Origin of the sequence: Pseudovibrio sp. W64 (assembly GCF_001623145.1) — a bacterium.
Lineage (GTDB): Bacteria > Pseudomonadota > Alphaproteobacteria > Rhizobiales > Stappiaceae > Pseudovibrio.
Genome location: NZ_LMCI01000038.1, coordinates 1099223 through 1123452 on the forward strand (window position 1 = coordinate 1099223; position 24230 = coordinate 1123452).

Here is a 24230-nt window from a genome sequence, read left to right on the forward strand (position 1 = left end):
AAACGAGTTTGATCTAGCTGGTGTACAGCTCAGAACTGCCAAAACGCATGATGTGCGCACGGCCAAGGCCGAGCTTGTAAAAATCGATATCAAAGTCCTCAATCAGCTCTTTCCCATCCCAGGTGTATGCGCGCAGATATTGCACATCATCGTCACCCTTCTTGTCCCAGTTTGCCAGCAAGGAAGAGCTGAAGTAGACCCGTTTCCCATCCCAGCTCTGGCTGACCATGTTGACCTGACTGTCGATGGTTTTCTCATAAATTTGAAAGGGGTTATGCGGATCGGAAATATCAAAGAGCCGCGTCTTGCCATCCATGAAGCTGTTGACCCACAGTGTCTGATCATCAGCAGCTATGGAGATATCGACGGGAAGAGGAATGTCCGCTGGATTTCCGATGTCCGCTACATCTTTGGCCTGCCATTCTCCGCTGTCGTCCTCATAAATCAACCACAGTTTGGAGGTGAGAGCGGTCGTAGAGAATGCATAGTTCGCATTCGGCCCCCATGGGAAGCGGATCTCCAGGGGAGCGCCCGGCACGTTGAAGACCTTACGCGGCTGACGAGTATGCAGATCCCATTGAACGATCGTATTGCCAAACCGCTTCATCGCGTCGGTATCTTGCAGCATCTGGCCAAAATCCATCATGTAGTTTGACCAGCCAGTAAAGGAGGAGGTCAACATGATGTTCTTGCGAATGAGCGCGCGAATGTCATAACCATAACCGTCCGCAACAGCATCCCCTACAGCAATGGCGCCTTGCATATCACTGGTGGTTGGCATCCAATAAGTCGCCACGTAGTCGCCGGCATCGTTGTATTCAACCAGTGCCGTACGCCCACCGTGATCATCATCATTGGAAAGCCCGGTGATCATCATGCTGCCGGGAAGGGCAAAGAATGTATGTGGCCCAACAACGCCCCCTGAATCCTTGACAAAAGTCTCGATGGTTTTGTGCAGGGATGGTTTTGATGGATCGGTGTGTACGTCGAAGATGAAGATGCGATTGGTATCCAGACCACCAGTCCAGAAATAGCGACGATCTGCTGAAAAACCACCATGATGCGCTTCATTCCGTCCGCCGACAGAAAGACTGTTTATCACCTGACCTCGCATGGGCGAATCCGGTCGCAGATCAATGGTAACAAGCTTATCTTGCTCATCGCCCATTCCCTCAACGCCGAGTGTCCAGACATAAACGAATTCTTCCTGCCCGGTAATCTTGGGCATATAAGGTGACTGACAGGTTTCATCAGCAAAAGCTCTAAACGGTCCGGCAGCCGCTGCAGCAGCAACAACCAGTGCACCAAATTCTCTTCTATTCATAAGATCCTCCCATAGAAATTAATTAATGAGTATTTCGAGTTGCCTCCAACTCGCCGGAGAGAGCCTCCAAATTTGCCCTCTCGGCATCAACAATTGAGCAGTGCTGAATGGCAGCTGCGGCGCGTATGTTTTCTTCTTTGAGTACAGGTAAAATATGCGTGTGAAGTCGCGGCTTTATGCGGTTTTGGGGGCCAACAACACCCATGCTGAAGAGTGCTCCAAGTCGATCAACCATAATGGGCACGGCAATGCTGGTGACACCGTCATCAATCTCGCCATCACAAAGCGCAAAGCCATCGCGCCGCACGTTCTCCAGCTCAGCAGCGATATCAGAACTGTCAATGAGAGTGGCTTGCGTAAATTGCACGCGTTCGGTTCGCAGCAGTTCATCTCGCAGTTCGGGCAATATGAAAGCAGCAATGGCTTTGGCGGAGGAGCAAGCATGAACAGGCCGGGTCCCGAGGCCGGGGTAAATATAAGATATGGATGGATCATTGGGAGTCTCAACATGGATAAGGTCCACACGGCCACCACGATACCGTGCCAAAAAAGCCGTCTCACCAAGTTCAATCACCAGCCGGTGGATCATAGCAGAGACAGCTTTGATCACATGTGACTCTGATTTTCCTGTGAGGGCAATTTTGATAAACCGGATACCCAGAACATACCGTTTGCCGTCCTCAATCTCATCCAGAAAGCCGCAGTGAAGCAGAGACGACAGATTCCGATAGATCGTTGCTCTGGGAAGTTTGGTCATCTGCGCAAGATCGTTCGCACTGACCGGCTTGGCGGCTCCAGCAACAGATTCCAGTAGCTGTATCAAACGTTCCTGCATGAGATTCTCACAATATGGACGTTTGAAGCGTATTCTGAGAAAAGTTTATCCGACAATCCGTGAAATTTGACAGGGATAAGGCGCCTTTTTGTAGCTTACGTATTACGAATATGCGTCATTGAACGTCCGCTAGGTTTGCAGACATCAATCAAACGCCTCGTTGCAGCAAAAGAAATAGCAGGTTAACGTTGCCCCTCACTCTTGGATGGAGGAGCCGTCTCTATGTCGTTTCACTCAGCAATAAAGTCGAGAATTGCAGAATACATTACAAGTGAAACCAGAGTGCAGCGAAAACGGGCCTCCTACGAAAAACAACGAAGCCGGCGAGGTGAGGCGCATGAAGTACACTATTTTCATCATGCTGCGGATCCATACGCTCACCCAACACTTCAAATACTTGGCGACTTTCAGCAGCACTATGCAGTCGCCCTGAAGATCCATTTGATCTCCGGCCCGCCTGATTGGGCCGTACCTGAAAGGACAGCGTTGGAAGCATATGCTTCAGTGGATGCGGCCTTCCTTGCCAAACATTACGGCCTGACAGGCAGGCCTTTTGAAGCTCCAGATGAAGCTCAAATCAGTCAAGCTGAAACGCTAATGGCAGAGGAACTCGCCAACGATGCATGCGTGAGTAAGCTGCTGGAAATAAGCACTAAATTGTGGTCTGGAGAAAAACTCCAATCCTCAGCAAAGGGTGACAAGGCTGACCAAGCCAAAACCTGCGGTGATGCGCTCCTGGCAAAGTACGGGCACTATCTCGGCGCGACCTTTTATTATGGCGATGAATGGTATTGGGGCATCGACCGGCTACACTATCTCCAGGATCGCCTGCATGAACTTGGACTTGGGCCTTCCGCTCCTAAGTTGGCGCCAGCGGCAAGGCAAAGCCGACCAGCTCATACATCGCCAACGCATCTGGAGGTCGATTTTTTCCTGTCGTTCCGGAGTCCATACTCGTACCTGGCGTTTGACCGCACATGCACTCTGGCTGATCGACAGGGGGTAAAGCTGAACATTCGGCCCGTCTTACCCATGGTCATGCGCGGCTTGCCAGTACCGCCTATGAAGCGGAAGTACATTTTGGCCGATGCCGCGCGTGAAGCCCGCTTGCATGCCATTCCATTTGGCCGGATTTGCGACCCACTGGGAACAGCAATCGAGCGAGGTTATTCACTGCTCGAGTTTGCTGAGAAGAATGGCAGGCTTAGAAAGTTTTGCAGCGCCTTTATGACTGGTGTATGGGCGAAAGGTGTTGATGCAAGCACAGATAAAGGCTTGTCACGCATCCTCGCAGATGTCGGTCTGGATTGGCAGCAGGCACGTCTGGACGTCGACAATGAAGATTGGCGTGCAAGAACAGAGAAAAACCGCAAGGAACTTAAAGAACTCGGGCTTTGGGGCGTACCAAGCTTTCGAGTTGGAGCCACCGGTATATGGGGGCAGGACCGCCTTTGGGCGGTAGAGGACGCCATATGCGATGCCATTCTAACTGTCGAAAACTAGATGACGTTCTCATCAGGTGTCATTTGAGAAGCAAAACCTGGTAGAGATGCCAAGGCAGCCACGGGATACGGAAGGATCCCATGGCTTGATCAATCAGGCTCGTTTAGGCGTTACCAAGGAATGCTTGAAACGCATTAACGCGTTCTGCATGCTCACGTGGGTTAGCAGAATGTTTGACGAGTTTTGCAAGCAACTCGGTACAGGTCTGACAATGCGCACGCAGGGCATTGTCGTCCTCAGTGATCTCATAACCGTCGAGTTTTTCGTTTTCTTCCAGTGAAGAGACCGCATGAGCTGTGCGGGCAATGGCTTGCGCCAGAACTTTATCCAAAATCACTTGTGCTCGTCCTTCAAACTCATCCTTCTCGGTGAGGTTAGAAAGGTGAGGGCACATGAAGGTGATGTCCTCCGCAATAGCACTCTTCATCGTGAAGGAAACGTGCTTGAGCGCCTTTGAGACAACCGGAGGCATGCGGCCAACCGAAATGTCATAGCCCGCCATCAGCAGCGAATTTGGCAGGTTTTCAGAGTATTGCATCAATGCCAGATAGAAAAAGCCCGAGCACTGGAACAGATCAATCGCGGCTCCCTGCGCCACTTCACTCTTTTCAGTCTCGCGATCCAGCAATGCAGCCAGTTCGCATAACGCAGTAAAACGCTCTTCCATACGTTTTTGCGCATCCTCTAAGCCATTCGCAAAAGCTTTAGGTGACCCACTGGCCGTTGGAAACAGAGGACTGGAAGTGTCAAAGAGATCAGCCAGTTTTCTGGCCGCATTTTCGATTTGTTCAGACAAGGTGCATCCCCTGATCATAAGAGCCGAGCATTCAGCTTCCTACATCACAAATAAACCGGGATGCAATGTGTAGCAGGTCAGAGTGGCAAGAGATTGCATAGTAACGCACTGATAAATCGTGGCTCAGGGAAATGGGCGGACTTGAAGCGATATCGCAGTGTTTCTGGAGAGTTGAGAGCACCCTCCATGGTCAGTCCTGCTAGACCATGGAGGGTAAACTTACTTGGCTGTCCTGGCTAATCGATCACTTATAATAGCCGTATCCATAAGACGCCTGGTGTTTGTTGAGTTTGGCTTTGCTCACATCGAAATTGTTCAAAATGACTCCGAGGGTCTTTCCTGGAGTTTGATCCAAGAGGTCTTTTGCCTGCTCAACTAAACCGCCGTCCGTATGGTTCCATGAGGCAACCAGCACGGTGGCGTCAACGACATGAGAGAGCACACGGCTGTCAATCAGTGGCAATGTTGGTGGACTATCGATGATGACCAGATCAAAAGACTTACTCGCTCCATCCAGCAGCGTTTTCATTGCTTTGGAAGAGAGCAATTCAGCTGTCTCCCAGAGTTCTCGGTGACTTGGAGCAGGCAAATAATAAAGGTTTGAGCCTTCTTCATGTTTGGTAGCCTCAGCAAAGGTCACTTTTCCGGTAAGGACATCTGCAAGGCTCTTTTCTTTCAGATCTCCTGGCGCATCTGCCGAGATCTGACGACGCATATCGGCATCAATGAACAGCACCCGCTCTCCAGCCTTCGAAGTGTAGTGAGCCAGATTGCGTGAAATGGTGGATTTGCCTTCTCCTGGAATGGCCGAGGTAATCAGCAGTGTCTTGATCGGGTTGTCTAGACGCGAGAATTTGACCCGTGATCGCAATTCGCGAATGGATTCCGCGTAATGGCTCAGTGGGTTTGCGGATGCAAACTTAAAAATTCCTTTATTTAATGCATGGCTGCTTTTATAATTTCGTTGAGTACGTGGACTTTTAGCCATTAAAAAGCCAAAGATTGAGGTCATACGCGACTTAGTAGCGTAATGGTCTATCAGTGGCACTTGCGAAAAGAGCGGGAGGCCGATGCGGCTTTCAACGTCTTCTTTTGTTTTTAATGTGCTGTCGAAAAGCTCGATGATAAGTGCAAGCAAAGTTCCGATAATCAGACCCAAAACTAGAGAGACAACGAGAAACAATCTCTTATTTGGAAAGCTGGCGAGACTCGGAATTTCTGCGCGGCTTAATACCCTACTGCTAACAGAATCCATCTTCTCAAACTCTTGAGTTTCCTTAAGGCGTGCAAGAAAAGATTCATAAAGAGTTCTGTTTGCAGCTGCTTCTCGAACCAACTCACGTAAGTACACCTGCGCATGATTTTCTGTACTTGTTACATCACGCAATTTTTCAAGGCTGTCAAAGATTGAAGTTTCACGACGTTCTGCAACTGCTAGTTCATTTTGAGCGGTGTCAACAATACGCTGCAACTCTTTTTCAATTTGCTGACGCAGATCAATCAACTGAGAGCGAACACTCACCACTGCTGGATGCTTATGACTATATTTTACAGTAAGTGCTGCCTCTTTGCGTTCTACTTCAGATGCTTTTGCACGTAACTGAGTAATCACCGCAGATTGTGCAGCATCAGCAAACGATGAGGTAGAGCCACCTCGGACACGGACCTTCTCAATTTGGTCGACTCGGGCTTGAGCTTCAGCAGTTTTTGTTTGCGCGAATACAAGTTGTTGATTCAATGTGGCGATCTGTCTCTCATTGATCGTCCCACCACCCGCAACCTGCAGGTTGAATTCACTTCTGAATTGTTCAACAGCTTGCTCAGAACTGCGGACTTTCACGCCGAGCTCGGACAGGCGAACGCTCAACCATTCACTTGCTTCGCGAATGGCATCGTATTTGGTTGCCAATCGGTCTGCTAGATAAGCATCAGCAAAACCATTTGCTAGGTTAGCAGCCATCTCAGGAGAGTTTGCTTGATAAGAGAGGTCCACAACGGTGGTATTGCGGTTCAACGTAACATTAAGCCCGTTGAGAACTCGTTGCTCAAGACTGGCTGATGCAGGAGGTTCACCGGTGATCTTCGCAAACACCTCCGATAGATAAGAAGGAGTGAGTTGAAACTCTGATGAATTCTCTAAGTCATGTTCATTGATGACGCGCTTAGCAACAGCATTTGAGCTGAAAATTTCGATCTGACTCTTCAAGAGTTTGTCGTCGGAGCCAAAGCCACTAAGTATTGCTTTAACGTCAACTACATTCGCAGCCCTTGTTTCAATGTAGACTGAGGTAACTGCTGTGTATTTAGGCGAAGTTACTATAGAATAAGTGACACCAAGGATGGTGACAATGCCAGTGACACTGAGGATCACCAGCCAGTAATTGCGCAAAAACTGAAAAACCAGTCGAAGATTGATTGTGTCTTCTGGTGTGGCATTCGATGCTAGGGAATTTTGCATGGATCTCAATACTCTACTCTTGCGTTGATCCCTATCAGATGCCGGCTGTAGCTGCTTGCAGCTTCAGTAGACTTGAGCCTCTCAAAGTCATAGTAGGCACCGAACTTCAGGTTGCGGTTGATGAGATGTTTTGTTTCCAGTCTCGCACGCAGTGTATCGTCGCGGCGGCTGGTGCCTGCGAAGTCCTCGCGTTTGAAAGAGAAAATTGGTGATATGACAAAGTTCCGTCGGAGTTCGTAATCCATTGAAACTTTAGCAGTTGAGGTGAGTTTGCTGACATATCCGCCAAGTGAGCTCTCTTCCACCGCTTGACGTCCGTCGAAGTTTACGACCAGGAGCGGAGAGGGCATCCATTGAACATCAACATTGAACGAATAGGTTGAAATGTCTCCGCGGCTGCCCAGGTCATAATCCTGTCTGAGGTACCCGATACCAGCAGCGCCGTGCAGATTGCCGCGCTTATCCAGCTCCAGTCCCGTCAGAAACTCAAAGCCATTTGAGTCCCGATTTTCTGCACCGGTCGCCTTCCAGTCGCGCACATCAAATTCCGCGCTAACAAAAGCGCTGAACCCCGGCGAAAAGGCATAATTGATTTTGCCTAGCAGATTATATCGTGTGCCATCGCGTGCGTCTTGATCAATGGTGCCGTCATCTTTGGCCTCAACGTCATGGTAGTTGTAATGATTTACAGAGCCGCCACCAATGAACCTCAGGCGATTGAAGACCTTTGAAACCCGGGCGGAGGCGGAGTAAGCATCACGCCTTACGCCGTGTTTTGCGTCTGAAGCGCCATCCGCATCACCCAACCCATATTGTTTGGATTCAATGCTTGTGCCGAGGTCCAATGCAAAGTCTTTAAGGACTTCAAGCTGTGCTCCAGCTGAAGCGCGTCCTGACAACGTGGAGGCATCTGAATTGGAAAATACCTGCTTACGTTGCCCGGACAAGCCAAAGTTAATGCGATGACGTGACATGTCTGAGTTGATCGCAAGCGCTGGAGCAAAGACGCCCACCATGCTGCTTTCTTGATGATCTCTCGTTTTATAAAGATTGCTGTCGAAAGAGAGCCCAGAGGTCAGGGATGGCATGAAAACCCAGTTTGCATGCCGAATACCTTGAGCATTGTATTCCGGGTGAGAGCGCAGGCTATATCCGCCCCCGTTTTGCAAGAGAGCGCTGGAAAGATCTGAAGCCGTCGCAGCATCAAGAGCTGAAACGGCCATGCAGGCTGCAAAAGTGAACTTCATGCCATTCATGTAAGCACCAAGGAAAGCAGATATATCTTTACGCTACACATTTGATTGGAACTCATTTTTTTGTTCTGTGACGGGCCCAGACCGACGAGAGAGGCTCGTGCTAGCTCGATGCCTTTATGTCGTGTCTAATGAGATGAAAGTGACGTTCTGTGCGCCTGCATGTTCTGGGCGTTGCGTGAACGATTTTGACCTCACCACCGAGGAAAAGAGCGGAACTTAACCCACTCTTTTCACTCGCAAAGTTCAGTCCTTCTGCGACACCGAAAGTTGGCTGCCCTGAAATTCTGGCATGGTTGCGTGCCCCGCAGCGCTAATGCCTTCTCTACGCAGAACGATGATCATGGTCATGAAGATGATTTTCATATCGAGCCAAAAACTCTTGTTCTCGACGTACCAGACATCCAGCTCGAATCTGGAATCCCAATCGATGCTGTTGCGTCCGTTGACCTGTGCCCAGCCAGTAATTCCTGGTTTCACAAAGTGACGCATCATTTGACGCTTCGAATAGTGCTTCAAAAAGCCAGCATGTTGAGGACGAGGCCCAACAACAGACATTTCGCCCTTTAAAACATTCAGGAAACCTGGAAGCTCATCAATGCTTGTTGCACGCAAGATACGACCGAATAAAGTTAGTCGCTGATCGTCCGGAAGAAGTTTGCCAGATGCATCACGTTCCTCGGTCATGCTCCGAAACTTGTAAATTTGGAAGACTTCGCTGTTTAGTCCGGCACGATCTTGCTTGAAAATGATTGGGCTGCCCAGTCTGGTGCGTACCAAGATAGCTACCAAGATCATGATGGGTGATACAATCAGCAAGATAGCAAAACTAAAGACTACATCGAATATTCTAATCATGGTGCACTTCTAACTACTGTCGCTCACGGAAAGAAATACTTCATCCCGCCATGGTCTCAATTTGAGCAAGCCCCCAACACCCTCAGAAGAGCTACCTCACGAACTGTTTGCGATACAGCATGTCAGTCTTGCTTTGCCTATATCCCCTGCAAAGCTCAACCACCTGCTGAATGACGCAACAGAAAACCAGATCTACGCATCGCATTAGTTAGAGTTTTCGTAGAATTCTTACCAATGCTATTCTGATTTCAATTGGGGTAGGTATTTGATTCCAAGTAATAAAGTCAAGATTATAAATATAGATTGTCACATAACTTAATTTATAAATATACTTATAATAGTTTAACTATTTTAAGGTGCGATTATATAAGAATTTTAACTAATATATACTTTAAATGCATTGAGGTATGTCTCATAAAATTTCCATAAAATGCCGTTCAGTTGCATGTTGTGTATTTTTTGGCGGAAAACACAGGTTTTTGCGCTTCAATAATATGGGAATTAGATGACCCATGCACGACTACTGGGTTTGAAAAATTCAATCGATCTTCTCAATCTCGCAGAGTATTCGTGAGGTGTGTTAAGAGAAAAGTACTGTAATATAGTAGATAATTTATTATAATTAGAATGAAATGGTAATGGTAATTTATTAAGTTAGATTTCAATTTGCGTAATCCTCACAATACTTTGCAAAATCATTTTATTGAATTGACTTAATTGCTTCTTGTAAAATATTTACGTCCTAGGTTGCTTTGGGTGCCAAGTGTTCACTGGGAATGTTCAGTAAAAATTTAATCTTACAGCAATCGTGCTCAGGCACTGCAGTGCAGGCCAGCATGGATCAGAAATCAACTTGTATTTGGGTTGCTCAGTCGCTCTGAAGGGGCAGCAGCAAGGGCAGGTGGGTTTGTTGTTATACCTAGTTTACTTGATTGAACAAGACAAATGAGAATACTTCTTGTTGCCAACAGCAGCTTTAAACTAATCAACTTCCGGCGTACTTTGATTGAGCAGTTACTGCGAGAAGGGCACGAGCTGATTGCAGCGGCCCCTCGCGATGACTACACGCCAGATTTCAAGAAAATGGGTGTGACATACATAGAGCTCCCCATGGATGCCACGGGAACCTCTGTTGTCGCTGAACTAAAGCTGCTTCTGCGGATTTTCGGCATTACACGACGGTATCGACCCGATGCTGCACTGGGCTTTACAATTAAGCCCAACATTTACGGAGCTCTGTCTGCGCGCTTGCTCGGTATCCCGTTTATCCCGAATATTACAGGAATGGGCAGTGTCTTTGACCGTGATGATCTGTTCGCCCGTCTGATCAAAGGGCTCTATCGATCTGCATTTCGCAGATGCCCGCGGGTTTTCCTTCAAAACCCTGAGGATCTTGCCTTCTTTATCAAAACAGGCCTGATTTCAAAAGATCAAGCCTGCCTTTTGCCTGGATCAGGTGTTGATCTTACAAATTTCCATTCAACGGCTCTTCCGGGCAATAGTCATCGCCGAACTTTTACACTCGTCGCGCGGATGCTACGCGAGAAGGGGGTTATGGAGTTTGTCGAGGCGGCTCGTGCTCTGTCTCCCAACTTTCCGGATGCCCGCTTCGTCTTATTGGGTCCGTCAGGCTCCGGAAAGGCCGGTGCATTAAGTGAAGACGATATGAAAAGACTGACAGCCGATGGGGTCGTTGAATACCTGGGCTCAGTAAAAGATGTTCGTCCGGTTGTCGCTGATGCAGATTGTGTTGTGCTTCCTTCCTACTACCGGGAAGGCACACCAAGGTCGCTGCTTGAAGCCGCTGCTATGGGCCGTCCCATCATCACAACGACCATTCCCGGATGCAAGGACGTGGTTGATGAAGGCCAGAATGGTTTCCTCTGTGAGCCAAGAAGCACGCAATCAATTGAAACTGCAATGCGGCAGTTTCTTATGATGAGTGAGACCGCAATAAATGAGATGGGTCAAGCCTCACGCAAAAAGGCTGAACAGACCTTTGATGAGAGAATTGTAGTTGACCACTACACATCTATTTTGCAGGCAACGGCCTAGGTCAAAACCTCAGTACCGTAAGCGTTTCAGAAGGCCTTTAAAGTCCATTCCAGATTAACTTTGGTACGTAAAATCATCGGTTTACTCTTTCTTGTCCGGCATTGGTTCGCAACCACGCCAGCTGCAGGATGAAAGAGAGTTGAGACAGAAGAAAAGGGAATTGGTGTGAAGCAAAAACTGCTCAATGGCTTAACAGGTCTCGTTATCCTTGGCCTTCTGCAGGGCTGCGCTTCGGGCGAGTTCGCAGAACACAACACGCAAAGCCAGATGGCATCTGGCCGTGTCTTTTCACAGCCTGAGTTGTATCGGCTTGGTCCAAGTGACAAGCTGCGTGTCATGGTGTTTGGAGAACCTGATCTCTCAGGTGAGTTTGTTGTCGATGATCAGGGGAAACTCGATCTACCTCTCATCGGTGATATTCCAGCTGGCAACAGCAGCGTAAAAGAGCTGGAATCCCGCATCATCACCGCACTCAAAGACGGTTATTTGAAAGAACCGCGCGTGAGCCTGGAAGTTATAAGCTCACGCCCGTTCTTCATTCAGGGAGAAGTCGCACGGCCAGGAGAGTACTCCTATAAGAACGGGTTGACCCTTCAGGACGCCATCGCTGTTGCTGGTGGATATTCTTATCGCGCGAATACATCAAACATCTTCATTCGGCCAGTTGGCAGCAACTATGAAGTACCGGTAAACCTGACAGGTGCACGCCTTTATCTGCGCCCTGGTGATAGCATCCGTATTCCAGAGAGATATTTCTAAGCCCGTGCAAACCAAAATGAAAACCATGCGACTGGCTTCTAAGTCAAAACGGTTCAGGTGTTCTGAAAAGGAACCACTGCTATGATCGCTCGCCTGCTCAGACATCAGGCTGGCATCAAGGTGCTGGCCCTCAAAGGCACTGAGGCCTTGGCAGGTGCTGCCATGACCATTTATCTGGCACGAATACTTGGACCTTCGGCTTTTGGCGTCTTTGCGTTCGGGCTCGCAACAATAATGTTGCTGGCAATCCCGATCAAAAACGGCGCATCCACGTTGATCACCAAGCACGTGGCCATTGCCAGTGAACGCAGCGGAGCAGAGCAGGCCGGACCTCTTCTGGCAACAGGACTTCGCTTGTCGCTTCTTTATGCAGGCGTGCCAATGGTGTGCCTTTGGACAGCTGTTGCACTAAGTGAAAGCTCCAATGTCTTTGTTGTAAGTGTCGCATTCTTTTCTCTGGCTCTGCCATTCCTGTGCCTCACAGGCTTGATGGAGGGGGTTCTGCGCGGCAGCTTCCGGCCTAATGCAGCAATCCTTGTCGGAACCGTACTTGTGCCATTGCTCGTCCTGGCAACTGCTTTTTTATTGACAGAGCAAATGCAGGCACAAGGCTGGCGGTTCGCGATTGCAGTCTACATCGCAGCTGCAATCGCGATCACAATAATGAGCCTGGTACTTTCCCGCCCATATCTCGGCAACCTGCTACCGGTCCCAAAAGAAGACCGTATGGGTGGCCGTGAATGGATACACCTCGTCGCTCCCTTTGCGATTGTGACTGGACTTCTGATCTTCAATCGGCAGATCGATACGATACTTCTGGGTGTGCTTGCTGGAGAAAAAGAAGCTGGAATCTACCGCATCGCCGCTCAAGCATCAGTGCTTGTCACATTCGGCGTGCAAGCCATAGGTCATCTTTATGCGCCCTATCTTGCGACAGCAGACAGATCGGCAGCTCCCTCGAAAATCTCAGGATACCTTCGCAAAAGTGTTCTCTTCTCAATCGCCTTTGGCCTGTTTGCTCTCGTGGCACTCGCAGTCTGGGGAGACGAAATTATCACCTTGTTAGCAGGGCCAGAATATCTGGCAGCCTATCCGGTGATGCTCATCCTTTGCGCTGCTAATCTGGCTGTGGCCGCAAACGGAGCAACTATGCAAGCGCTTTATATGCAAGGACACCAGAAGCGCACAGCTTGGATCTTCTTTGCATCGGGTGTTTTCTCCGTTGCTGCAAACGCGATGTTGATCCCGTATCTGGGCATCAACGGTGCAGCGATTGCATCCTCTGCAGCCATTCTTTCATGGTCACTGGGCCTTCGCTGGTTAGCTTGCGGAGTGTGGCGACTTTCTTATCTAACACTCTCACCTCGTGACCAGGAGTGACAGCTCATGAAGCTACAAAACTTCCTTCCAACCGGACATTTCTGGGATAACGCACTTTCTGTCTTAAACGCACGGAAACGCTTGGGATATTTTCCGAACCCGCGGAAACCACGCAGTTTTAACGAGCATATCCTTGCGCAAAAATGGAATTTTCGGGGGGACCTTGCACTCGCAAGTCGGGTGACCGACAAGGCCGAAGTCAAAAAATGGCTCGCTGAGATTGGCATGGAGCATCTGATTGTACCAACGCTCGGCGTATTTAAAAATACTTGGGACATTGAAGCGTTTCATTTCCAAGGTGAGCTTATTGCCAAGTCCACCCATGGCAGTGGTGAAGCTTTAATCAGGACCGCCCAGAACGGTCGAGCCTTCTCTATGGAAGACTTGGAGACTTTCCGTAGTTGGTTCTCAGAAGATTATTACAAGCGCAGCCGTGAACCTAACTACAAAGGACTTAGCAAACGGATTATCGTAGAGCCTTTACTACGTGATGAAACAGGCAATCCACCTAAGGACTTCAAGTTCTTTTGTGCAGATGGTGAGCCTTTTGCTGTTCAGGTCGATCATGGCCGGTACACCCATCACACGCGCCAACTGTATGATACGAGTTGGCAGCTTCTCCCTTACTCAATGTGCTATGAGCGCAATCCGGTCCCAATGCGCAAGCCAGCCTTGCTTGGTCAAGCCCTTGAGGCAGCACGTCAGCTGTCAAAAGGCTACGGATTTGTCCGCGTAGATTTCTATTTCATGCCAATGGGCCTCAAACTAGGCGAGATGACATTCTTCCCAGGAAATGGTGCTGAGCGTTTTTCTCCAGCAGAAGGAGACGCTCAGTTGGGAAGGCAAATCAGGAAAATCGGCTTTACTGCTGACCAGACAGCCGGAATGCAAAAAACGTCGGGCAAACAATGACGCTAAGTACTTCAAAAATTGCTCTCTTTTGCGTTTGGCTGGCGACTGTGGCATCAGGGCTGACTAAAACCTTGTCACCTCCAGGGCAAGGAATTGGAGGGCGTGTCTCAATAGGAGATCTGATCCTCATCCTGCTGATTGGCCTGTCATTTCTGATGATTATGCGAAATGGTGGAAGAATTCGCATAACGCGCCATTATCTCAGCATCTTACCGATTTTTGCAATTTTTTTCATTTCAGGCACTTTTGCTGATGATCAGCAGGGCGCTTACATCGAGTTATGCGTTCATATATTTGCTGTTCTGTTTTCGCTCGCACTTCTTAACTTATTACCTGAGAAAATGGATTTAGCCTTCGCCAGAAAGCTAACTAAAGCGCTCCTTTTGGGCGCCTCGCTATTGGCGCTATACGGTATTGCAGTACTCTTTGTCTTCCCACATCTGAACCCAGTTGTTGGCGGATTGGCAGGTAGTTTCCGTAATACAGGGCAGGCCGGAAACTACTTTTTGGTGTTCTCTACGATTGGTTTAGCGGCCATATTGTCAGGCTTGATCCCACGAACGTTTTTAAATGCTTCAATGGTTTTGACAATCTTGTTAGCGCTCATCTTGACAGGAAAACGTGCCTCACTTTTAGGCCTTGTAATTGGTTTTCTTCTCCTGTTGCTCATTCTTATGGTTGTTTCACGTAAAAGCTCAGATGCACGAGTTGGCAGCATGTTTGTCATTTCTTCTATTGTGATAGGCGTTCTGGTTTTCTTTGTAATTTCCCTTTCTCTTTCAACAGTGGAAGGTGCAATGTGGCGTTTTGAAGCAAAATTCACGAAATCAGGCTTGGAGAACTTCTCCACAGGCTTTTACTTCAGCAATATTTTGGCTGGCTTTACTGCATTTTCAGATCGTCCAATCTTGGGTGTTGGCCTTGGCAACATTGAGGGGGTTTACCACGAGTTCGAGATCCACAGCACCTATGTCGCGCTTCTGGCAACCTCAGGAGTTGTCGGATTCATGGGGTATTTTTTCTTTCTTTATCATATCATGCGAAGCGTCTTTATTCTGAAGTGGAACAACGAAATGGAACGTTTCTTGGTTTTCTTCTTTCCGTTTATAGTCGGTCAGGCAGGAGCTTGGATGTATACCTACACAGTTCGAAAACGGGAATTCTGGATCACAATTTTCTTACTGGCGACATTTACAGTGATACGTAAGCAGTTACATAAAAAAGTTAATTCCTGAATCAGGGCAATTTTTAATTCAAGCCCAGATTTTTGTAAGACATGAATCTATTCAGGGATGCAAGTTAGCTTTTCTTCTTGAGGATCAATGTCGTCAGGCTCTCCAAGCATCTTACTGTCCAGTGTTTGACTGCTAACGCCTACAATCCATGCAGCAAGGCCTTGATGAACCATTCGACCGCTTGCCTATGCGCTTGGGATTTGCGCGAAGCGATGTAAAACTCTGATGTCCAGGTCAGATCTGGGTGTTCCAGAAGGCGCATTTCGCCGGTGTTAACCCACTGGGTGGCGTAGTGATCGGGGAGGACGCCGAGGAACTTCCCACTCAAAATGAGAGCCGCGGCTGCTTCCATGTTCGTGACAATTGCCTTGGGCTCTGGGGCTTTGGCATCCCGTGCAACGATCATGTCGTAGGAGCGCTGACACACAGCGTGATTATTCAGGATGTCCGGCGAGATTTCATCGGTGTCACATGCAAACAAGTCATGTGCCTGACCGCAATACATATAGTGATTTTCACTGCAGACCTTAATGTACTCCAGCTCATCGCGCTTTCGTTTAAACGGTGCGATTGCGATATGCAGACTTCCCGTAATCAGCCCTTCTTTCAAGTCATTCGGAGAGGCAACAACCAGCTCCAGATTGACGTCGTTCTCCTTTGAGAAAAACCGCTGCAACGCAGGGACTAGTGGAAACCCCGGAAGGCTGATCACCGTATCAACAATGCCAATGCGCAGCTGTCCGGTAATCGTCCCACGCAACTCGAGCAGTTCAGCGTCGAAATCCTCAACCAGGCGGATAATTTCGCACGCTTTCTCATAGGCGATCTTACCGCGTTCAGTGAGTTGAAAGCCACTGCGACCGCGTTCACAGACGCGATATCCAAGCGCAAGTTCCAGATCCCGGATGCGGCAGCTGATCGCCGATTGAGATATACCCAGCCTGAACTGCGCCTCAGAAAAACCACCACATTCAACGACAGCACAAAATGCTTCGAGCAGATTGTTTCGGAGAAGTTTCATCTAATGATCTTCCTGTTCTCAGATAATTTAATTACATTGATATATTTCATGTAAACATAACTTATTTGATATTTTTTCTAGGTTCAACATCTAGTGTGCTAGCGGCGAGGAAGATTGGGAACTAGTTCTGTGGGAGGATGAAATGAACTCAATTCTTAAATCGCTAAAGACACTAACAGCTGCAATGGTTCTGGGCACAGTCCCGCTAAGCGCTTATGCAGAAGACTGGAAATTCGCCATCGAGGAAATTCCAGGCTCCATCATGGATGCCTATGCGCAGGAGTTTAAGAAGCGCATTGAAACCAAGACCGATGGGGATGTGACAATCACGATCTACCCGATGGGAACGCTTGGCACACCAACGGATACGGTAGAGCAGGCGACAGATGGCCTCATCCAGTTCACCAACGTATCCATCGGCAATCTGGGCACCATCGTCCCGGAAAGTCAGATTTTTCTGCTGCCATATCTCTTTCCATCTGATGCCAAAGCAGTCTCAAATATTCTGAACAACTCCGAGACCATTTACGGTGATCTGAATGAGGATTTCCGCAGGCGTGGCCTGGAAGTCCTGACCATGTATTCAGAAGGACCTCAGGTCTGGACCACCAACAAAGAAATCCGCAATCCGGATGACTTCTCCAACTTCAAAATGCGCGTCATGGTCTCTCCGATTTTGTTGGAGACCTACAAGAACATGGGCGCGAGCCCAACACCGCTGCCATTTGGTGAGGTCTTTGGCGCACTGCAGCTTGGTGCGGTAGACGGTCAGGTAAACCCTGTTCCAACCATCGAAGAGATGAAGTTCTATGAGGTTACGGATTACCTGATCTGGGCTGGCGAACAAGAACTCGTCACCACCGTTGTTGCCGGAACTGATTGGTTCGACACACTCTCTCCAGACCGTCAGAAGCTTGTAAAAGAAACAATGGCTGGAATGTCAGGTTTCATTGATGGTGTAGTCTCTGACTTCAACCAGAAACGTCTCGACACCATTAAGTCAAACAAGCCTGAGATCAATCTGGTGGTCCTCTCAGAAGAAGAACGCAACGTCTTCCGTGCTCGCAGTGAAGCAACGGCAAGTGCCTATGTAGACGCTGCCGGATCTCGCGGTGAAGAGCTGTTGAAGACCTTGAAAACTGAGATTGCATCAACTCACCAATAATAGGAAGTCCCACATCCCAGCTCTCAAATAGCGGGGTGTGGGTACACTGGAGGAGGGTAAAGATGGAACCCCGTTCTGTCCCCTTTAAGCTCCTCGGGAAAGTTGACGGTGTGATTAGCAAGATTGAGGTCTTTATCCTCAGTTGGGGCGTTATCGCCATGGCCGTCAACACCATCGCAAATGTGTTCGGGCGCTATGTCTTTCACCAGTCGATCTATTTCTCCGAAGAGCTCAATGAGTTTCTGATCGTCATCATCACCTTCATGGGGCTGGGTTACGCCACACGAAAGGGCATCCATATCCGCATGTCGGCCATCTATGATGCTCTGCCTCAGAAGCTTCGCAAGATCCTGATGATTTTGATCACCATAACAACTGCAGCCATGATGGCGACGCTGACCTGGTATGCCGTTGAATATGTAGCGAAAGTTGCCAGCCGGGGCCGGGTTACGCCTGCACTGCAGGTGCCGCTTTATCTGACTTACATCTGGGTGGTTATCGGGTTGGGCTTAGCAACCCTCCAATATCTCTTAACAGCTCTGCGAAACCTCAATCTGTCGGAAGAGGAAATCTACGTCTCCTATCTGGAGGTCGACAGCTATGAGGATCCGGAAACGGCCGCCGCAGTTGCGCGCTTCGTTGAGAAGGAAGAGGAGACCGCAAAATGACAGAGCTCATGTTAACGGTCATGGTCGTTCTGCTGCTGTTCGGTTTCCCGATGAAAATGCCGCTGATCTCGGCAGCCTTTATCGGGTTCCTGATCTACTTCCCAAACTTTAGCCCGCAGATCCTGGTCCAGCAGATGATAGGTGGGGTCAAACCCTCTGCCTTGGTCGCAGTCCCAATGTTCATCCTTGCCGCTGATATCATCACACGTGGTCATTCCGCTGATCGTCTGATTGATGTGGTGATGCGCTTTATGGGGCACATCAAGGGCGGGCTGGCCATCTCGGTAACCAGTGCCTGCGCACTGTTCGGGGCGGTTTGTGGCTCTACGCAGGCCACAGTTGTTGCGGTTGGCGGCGCGATGCGGCCACGTATGCTGAAGTCTGGCTATTCGGACAGCTTCACCATTGGGTTGATCGTCAACGCAGCTGATCTGGCTTATCTCATTCCGCCATCTATCGGCATGATCATCTATGGTGTTGTGTCCGGCACATCGATCTCGCAGCTTTTCATCGCTGGCATCGTTCCAGGCCTCATCATCGTGGTGTTCTTTTCTGCCTATTGCATGTGGCATGCGTACAGGCACGATATTCCGGTGTTGGAAAGATCCGACTGGGGAGAGCGGTTTGATGCGGTAAGGCGCGCACTCTGGCCCATGGGCTTTCCGCTGATCATTGTTGGCGGAATTTATGGCGGTGTCTTTTCGCCAACAGAAGCTGCTGCCATCTGCGTGTTGTACGCCGTTGTTCTGGAAGCCTTGATCTTCAGATCCATCCGCCTTCGCGATCTGCCGGATATCGCTCTGTCGACGGGGGCCATCACCTCGGTGGTGTTCATCCTGATCGCAGCGGGTGCGGCCTTCTCCTGGACCCTCTCGTTCGCGCAGGTGCCTCAGACAATCATTAGTTCGCTCGGGCTCAATGAGGCTGGTCCGATAATGACGCTAACGGCGATCATTCTGGCGTTCTTCGTCGGCTGCATGTTTGTCGACTCCATCGTGGTGATTTTGATTTTGGTGCCAATCTTTGCGCCTCTGATCAAATCGACGGGTCTTGATCCGGTGCTGGTTGGAGTACTCATCACGCTGCAGGTTGCCATTGGAGCTGCCACACCGCCATTCGGGTGCAACCTGTTCACGGCAATCGCTGTTTTCCGCCGACCATTTGTGGATGTTGTCCGCGGAGTTCCCCCATTCTTGCTGATCTTGCTGCTGACAACAGGGCTTGTGATGGCATTCCCACAAATTGCGTTGTTCTTGCCAGAACTCGCCTACAGATAATGAACTAACGGAGAAGAAATATGTCTGATCACGGCTATAAATCCGGGCGCCTCAACCTGCCATTCGTTGGAATTTCGACCTTTGGAAAAAAAGAGTATGTGTCGGATTGGGATCAAATTGATGCGGATGTAGCGGTTCTGGGCGCACCGTTTGACTTTGGCGCACAATGGCGCTCAGGCGCACGTTTTGGACCGCGTTCCGTGCGCGAAGCGTCCACGCTGTTTTCATTCGGTCATGCCGGTGCGTATGATCATGAAGATGATGCGACCTATCTCAGCAGCGATGTCCGCATCGTTGACATCGGAGACGCGGACATCATCCACACCAAGACCATTGAGAGCCATGCGAACATTGAGTTTGGGGTCAAGAAAATCCTCGATGCAGGTGCACTGCCTGTGGTGATTGGTGGCGATCACTCCATCAACATCCCATGCATCCGCGCCTTTGAGGAAGACTGTGCTGAAAAAGGTCCGATCCACGTGATCCAGATCGACGCACACCTTGATTTCGTTGATGAGCGCCATGGCGTGACGGAAGGGCACGGCAATCCTATGCGCCGTGCGATTGAGAAAGAGTATGTCTCAGGAATGACCCAGCTGGGCATTCGCAATGTGTCCTCCACCGCCAAGGAAGGCTATGACGATGCACGCGCAAGAGGCTCTGACATTCTGTCAGTCCGTCAGGTGCGGGAGCTGGGAGCAGAAGCTGTACTGGAGCGCATTCCGGCAGGGGCGCGCTACTACGTGACAGTCGATATCGACGCCTTCTGCCCGTCCATCGCATCCGGTACGGGTACCCCAAGTCACGGCGGTTTCCAGTATTACGATGTGCTTGAAATTCTGCAGGGCCTCAGTAAGCGCGGTGATGTGGTTGGCATGGACCTCGTGGAAGTGGCCCCAGCTTATGACCCATCTGAATCCACGCAAATTCTTGCAGCCCAGCTTCTTTTGAACTTCATCGGCTTCATCTTTCACAACAAGAAAGCTGAAGTAAGCGCACCAGAAACTGAAACTGCTTAAAGCCGATAGAAACGGCGCCCACTGAGGCGCGAATTAACACTGTGCACGAAAAGAAAATGGCCCCGGATCTGAAACAGATCCGGGGCCATTGCATTTCTTCAAATCTTTGCGTGCAAAACGTACAATCTAGCTTCGAGGCTTCAGGTTTTCCGGGTCGTAGAGCGGTGCATATCCCACTCCGGCGACTTCAACCGGATAGATTTCATCGAAGTAAGACACCTCCAGCTGTCGCCCTTCCTCGCAGTATTCCTGCGGCAGATAGGCGAGGGCGATGTTTTTGCCGATGCTCGGTCCATAAGCAATGGATGTTGTATAAGACCGCCGCCCCAGATCATCCACCAGTGTCTCGCCTGTATCCGGATGCATCACAGGCAGGTTGCCGACTGGGTAGCGCGCGACGCCGTCTTTGTCGGTGTTGTCTGTCATCACCAGTGTACACAACATGGCAGGTTGAGCCTCACGAGCGCGATACTCCGCGTGCTTATCTTTACCGCGGAAGTCAGCCGCTTTCACCTTAGGCCGGGATAGGTCGGCTTCAAATAGGTTGTACTGCGTGTGTAGGTCAGCATTTTGCAGGCGTAATGACTTTTCCAGGCGCCGCGAGTTTGCATAGGTCTCAACACCCACGGCAATCACGCCAATCTCGCGCAAAGCATCCCATACAGCCAAACCATCCTCATAGCGCATATGCAGCTCCCACCCTTGCTCACCCACATAAGAGATGCGGAAAGCAGAGACGGTTTTGCCAGCAATGGTGATCTCGCGAATAGCTGCAAACGGGAAGTGTTCTGGTGTAAGGGCGTCAGGGTCCTCAACGACCTTCTGCAGGTTTTCACGAGCGTTTGGCCCCCAGATACCAATAGTCGTGTAATCCTCACTCACATCTGTGATGGAAACGTCCCAGCCATTATCATCGGCCACACGCTGCATGTAGACCAGATCTCGTGGCCCTGCATCCGCCCCGTTCACAAGTCGGCAACGGTCTTCCATACGAAACACGGTGAAGTCGGCCCGCACATGGCCATCATCATCCAGCATATGCGTGTAAATGCCTTTGCCAATATTCTTGTCACCGCCAATTTTGGCTGCGCATAGCCATTCCATCAGGTTAACGTGATCTGGACCCGAAATGTCAGTCATGTGAAAATGGGAGAGATTGATGATGCCGCAATCCTCACTCATCTCCAGATGTTCAGCATTGGAAACCCGCCAGAAATGGCGCTTGTCCCATTCGTTCTCACGCTCAGGCACACGGTTGCCATGCTTGTTCAGCAAGTGCTCATTCGCGGCATAGCCATGGGCACGTTCCCAGCCCCCAAGCTCCATGAAGTAGCCACCAAGCTCAACTTCCCGCTCATAAAACGGTGAGCGCCGGATGCCGCGAGCATTTGCAAAGGGTTCGCGGGGATGAACAGGCGGATTGTAGATTTTCTTCGCAGTCTCCCAGCACCGGTCATGGATGTACTGCTCCTTGAGCTGGAACTCGTTGAAGCGGGAAAAATCTACGGAGTTATGATCCACATGGGTTTTGCCATAGGTCATCCAGTCAGCAATCAGCTTGCCCATGCCAGGACCGTCTTTAATCCAGATGCCGACAGCATACCAAAGCCCGCGCAGCTTCCGGCTTTCTCCCATGGAGGGACCACCATCAACGGAGGCTTGCAAAAGCCCGTTGAAGGAATGGCTTTCATTAAACCCGAGCTCAGCCAGAACCGGCGTCAGCTCCATCGCCTTTTCCAGCGGCTCAATCACATCCTCAAGCACCAGATCTCGCTGGGAGGGAGACAGACGAGCCTGCTCTTTTTCCAAAATGTCACGCGGATGCACAAGGCGAGGGTTTTCCTCGTAATAGTAGCCCCATTCAATCTGCCCGCCCTCTGTACTCTTCGGATCACCCGTATCGCGCATATAGGCAGAGTTGCCCTGATCGCGCAGCAAAGGCATGCCGATCTCAGCACCTGTGCCTTCAAACTCATTATAAGGACCGAAGAAGGTGAGGGGATGGTCCACTGGCATGACAGGCAAGTCCTCGCCAGCCATCTCCGCAATAAGGCGCCCCCAAAGGCCAGCGCATACGACAACATGCTCAGCATGGATCGTTCCGCGCTCTGTCTTCACTCCCGTGATACGGCCATTATCTGTGATGAGCTCCAGCGCCGATGTGTTGGCAAAGATCTTGAGCTTCCCGGTCGCTTCACCCTGATCAATAAGCTTGCCAGCAACAGTTTGAGAGCGCGGAACAACAAGACCGGCATCAGGATCCCACAAGGCGCCCTGGATCTGATCTTCCTCCAAAAGCGGAAATTTTTCTTTGGCTTCAGCGGCGCTGATGATGCTCACATTGGTGCCAAAGGCTTTGCTTGAATCCACCCGGCGTTTGAGCTCTCCCATGCGCTCATCATCATCCACGCGAGCAACTTCCAACCCACCGATACGGGCGTAATGGCCCATTTTCTCGTAAAAATCCATGGAGTACATGGTGGTCCAGCAGGTCAAAAGATCGTGGCTGGTGGCATAACAGAAATCAGAGGCGTGAGCTGTCGATCCGATGTCTGTCGGAATGCCGGACTTATCGATGCCGACAATGTCGTCCCAGCCATTTTCAATCAGATGATGGATGACGGAAGCTCCAACAATACCGCCAGCGCCAACAATCACAACTTTCGCTTTGTTAGGAAATGCGGACATGTTTTCGATCCTTTACTTCTATGAATTCTCGGTGCGTTGGCAGAGCAGTGTTGGGTGTGGGGAAGTGGCCGCTAGGAGGTAAAGACCACCGTGCTGTTGTTGTTCAGCATGACGCGGCCCTCCAGATGAAATTTGACGGCTCGTGCAAGAACGCGGGATTCAATATCCCGGCCTGCGGCCACAAAGTCTTCCGCCGTCATGCCATGTGTCACCCGTTCAGTTTCCTGCTCAATGATCGGACCTTCATCCAGATCCGGCGTCACATAGTGAGCGGTCGCACCAATCAGCTTCACTCCGCGATCATGAGCCTGATGATAGGGCTTTGCCCCTTTAAAGCTTGGCAGGAATGAATGGTGGATGTTGATGATCATGCCAAAGAACTTGCTGGACATCTCATCGCTCAGCACCTGCATGTAGCGCGCAAGGATAACCAGTTCTGCATTTGTTTTTTCAATGAGATCACTCAGCTTGGCTTCCTGCTCAAGCTTATTCGCCTTGGTGATAGGCCAGTGATAAAACGGGATACCCTCGTGGTCGGCAACGCCTTGGCTGTCCGCGTGGTTGGACACAATGGCGACAACATCAGCATCAAGCCAGCCCACTTTGATCTGGTAAAGCAGATGCAACAGCGCATGGTCAAATCTGGAGACCATGATGATGACCTTGGGACGACGTGAGAAATCTTCCACCTTCAGCCGCATTTTGAACCGGTCAACGGCAGGCGACAGGGCCAGCTCAAGAGCTGCTTTGTCGATGTGCTCAGGCACACGCACGGCAACCCGCAGGAAGAACTGGTTTGTCTTGCGATCACAAAACTGGTTCGCCTCAACAATATTTGCACCGCGAGCAGCCAGGGCTGACGTCACTGTCGAGACAATGCCCGGTTGATCCACACAGGTGAAGCGAAGGATGAAGGATGTATCACTCACTGAAACAGGTCTCTCCCAATCAAAATCCCAAATGAAACAAAGCGTTTCGCTGAACTCTTTGCGTCTTCAAACTATCAATTTGGAGAGGTTTTACG

19 protein-coding genes are annotated in these 24230 nt (G+C 49.9%); 10 read left to right on the forward strand and 9 right to left on the reverse strand.

From position 1 onward, the window contains the following. Window positions 1-13 precede the first annotated feature (13 nt). Window positions 14-1324 (reverse strand): selenium-binding protein SBP56-related protein, encoded by a 1311-nt coding sequence (locus PsW64_RS21440; RefSeq protein ID WP_063288591.1) that lies wholly within the window; start codon window positions 1322-1324, stop codon window positions 14-16. Window positions 1325-1346: 22 nt separating this feature from the next. Then, complete coding sequence (locus PsW64_RS21445) at window positions 1347-2159, reverse strand: IclR family transcriptional regulator (protein ID WP_063288592.1); 813 nt, start codon at window positions 2157-2159, stop codon at window positions 1347-1349. Window positions 2160-2381: 222 nt separating this feature from the next. On the opposite strand from PsW64_RS21445, the gene PsW64_RS21450 reads away from it, so the two are divergent. Further along, window positions 2382-3662 (forward strand): 2-hydroxychromene-2-carboxylate isomerase, encoded by a 1281-nt coding sequence (locus PsW64_RS21450; protein ID WP_063304881.1) that lies wholly within the window; start codon window positions 2382-2384, stop codon window positions 3660-3662. Between the two features lie 103 nt (window positions 3663-3765). On the opposite strand, the gene PsW64_RS21455 is transcribed toward PsW64_RS21450, so the two are convergent. The 4 genes from PsW64_RS21455 to PsW64_RS21470 all read right to left on the reverse strand — a co-directional run bounded on the left by PsW64_RS21455 (window position 3766) and on the right by PsW64_RS21470 (window position 9027). After that, window positions 3766-4458: a hypothetical protein gene (locus tag PsW64_RS21455; RefSeq protein ID WP_208980915.1), complete on the reverse strand. Its 693-nt coding sequence runs from the start codon at window positions 4456-4458 to the stop codon at window positions 3766-3768. A 244-nt stretch (window positions 4459-4702) separates the two neighbouring features. Further along, complete coding sequence (locus PsW64_RS21460) at window positions 4703-6916, reverse strand: GumC family protein (RefSeq protein WP_063304883.1); 2214 nt, start codon at window positions 6914-6916, stop codon at window positions 4703-4705. A gap of 5 nt (window positions 6917-6921) precedes the next feature. After that, window positions 6922-8172, reverse strand: a complete 1251-nt coding sequence (locus PsW64_RS21465) for an outer membrane beta-barrel protein (RefSeq protein WP_063304884.1) — start codon at window positions 8170-8172, stop codon at window positions 6922-6924. A 243-nt stretch (window positions 8173-8415) separates the two neighbouring features. Beyond that, window positions 8416-9027 carry a sugar transferase gene (locus PsW64_RS21470; RefSeq protein ID WP_063304885.1) on the reverse strand — a complete coding sequence of 204 codons (612 nt, stop codon included), beginning with the start codon at window positions 9025-9027 and terminating at the stop codon, window positions 8416-8418. A 945-nt stretch (window positions 9028-9972) separates the two neighbouring features. On the opposite strand from PsW64_RS21470, the gene PsW64_RS21475 reads away from it, so the two are divergent. The 5 genes from PsW64_RS21475 to PsW64_RS21495 all read left to right on the forward strand — a co-directional run bounded on the left by PsW64_RS21475 (window position 9973) and on the right by PsW64_RS21495 (window position 15368). Further along, window positions 9973-11082 (forward strand): glycosyltransferase family 4 protein, encoded by a 1110-nt coding sequence (locus PsW64_RS21475; protein ID WP_082831173.1) that lies wholly within the window; start codon window positions 9973-9975, stop codon window positions 11080-11082. 165 nt (window positions 11083-11247) lie between these two features. After that, a complete protein-coding gene (locus tag PsW64_RS21480; RefSeq protein WP_208980916.1) occupies window positions 11248-11841 on the forward strand; it encodes a polysaccharide biosynthesis/export family protein in 594 nt (197 codons plus the stop codon). Between the two features lie 81 nt (window positions 11842-11922). Then, the gene (locus PsW64_RS21485) at window positions 11923-13221 is read left to right on the forward strand and encodes an oligosaccharide flippase family protein (protein ID WP_063304887.1); all 1299 of its coding nucleotides are present in this window, start codon (window positions 11923-11925) and stop codon (window positions 13219-13221) included. 6 nt (window positions 13222-13227) lie between these two features. Further along, entirely contained in the window at window positions 13228-14133 is a 906-nt protein-coding gene (locus PsW64_RS21490) for an ATP-grasp fold amidoligase family protein (RefSeq protein ID WP_082831174.1), read from the forward strand. Next, window positions 14130-15368 (forward strand): O-antigen ligase family protein, encoded by a 1239-nt coding sequence (locus PsW64_RS21495; RefSeq protein WP_063304888.1) that lies wholly within the window; start codon window positions 14130-14132, stop codon window positions 15366-15368. Before PsW64_RS21490 ends, PsW64_RS21495 begins: the two co-directional genes overlap by 4 nt. Window positions 15369-15507: 139 nt before the next feature. Here PsW64_RS21495 and PsW64_RS21500 read toward each other — a convergent pair whose 3' ends face one another. After that, window positions 15508-16389, reverse strand: a complete 882-nt coding sequence (locus PsW64_RS21500) for a LysR family transcriptional regulator (protein WP_063304889.1) — start codon at window positions 16387-16389, stop codon at window positions 15508-15510. A gap of 142 nt (window positions 16390-16531) precedes the next feature. On the opposite strand from PsW64_RS21500, the gene PsW64_RS21505 reads away from it, so the two are divergent. The 4 genes from PsW64_RS21505 to speB all read left to right on the forward strand — a co-directional run bounded on the left by PsW64_RS21505 (window position 16532) and on the right by speB (window position 20518). Beyond that, window positions 16532-17554: a TRAP transporter substrate-binding protein gene (locus tag PsW64_RS21505; RefSeq protein ID WP_063296877.1), complete on the forward strand. Its 1023-nt coding sequence runs from the start codon at window positions 16532-16534 to the stop codon at window positions 17552-17554. Window positions 17555-17616: 62 nt separating this feature from the next. Then, window positions 17617-18222, forward strand: a complete 606-nt coding sequence (locus PsW64_RS21510) for a TRAP transporter small permease (RefSeq protein ID WP_063296878.1) — start codon at window positions 17617-17619, stop codon at window positions 18220-18222. After that, entirely contained in the window at window positions 18219-19499 is a 1281-nt protein-coding gene (locus PsW64_RS21515; RefSeq protein WP_063304890.1) for a TRAP transporter large permease, read from the forward strand. Before PsW64_RS21510 ends, PsW64_RS21515 begins: the two co-directional genes overlap by 4 nt. A 20-nt stretch (window positions 19500-19519) precedes the next feature. Then, the gene (speB, locus tag PsW64_RS21520; RefSeq protein WP_063304891.1) at window positions 19520-20518 is read left to right on the forward strand and encodes an agmatinase; all 999 of its coding nucleotides are present in this window, start codon (window positions 19520-19522) and stop codon (window positions 20516-20518) included. 126 nt (window positions 20519-20644) lie between these two features. Here the strand turns inward: speB and PsW64_RS21525 are convergent, their stop codons facing one another. Continuing rightward, entirely contained in the window at window positions 20645-23206 is a 2562-nt protein-coding gene (locus PsW64_RS21525) for a GcvT family protein (RefSeq protein WP_063304892.1), read from the reverse strand. A 71-nt stretch (window positions 23207-23277) separates the two neighbouring features. After that, entirely contained in the window at window positions 23278-24135 is an 858-nt protein-coding gene (gene purU, locus PsW64_RS21530; RefSeq protein ID WP_063292011.1) for a formyltetrahydrofolate deformylase, read from the reverse strand. Window positions 24136-24230: the final 95 nt, after the last annotated feature.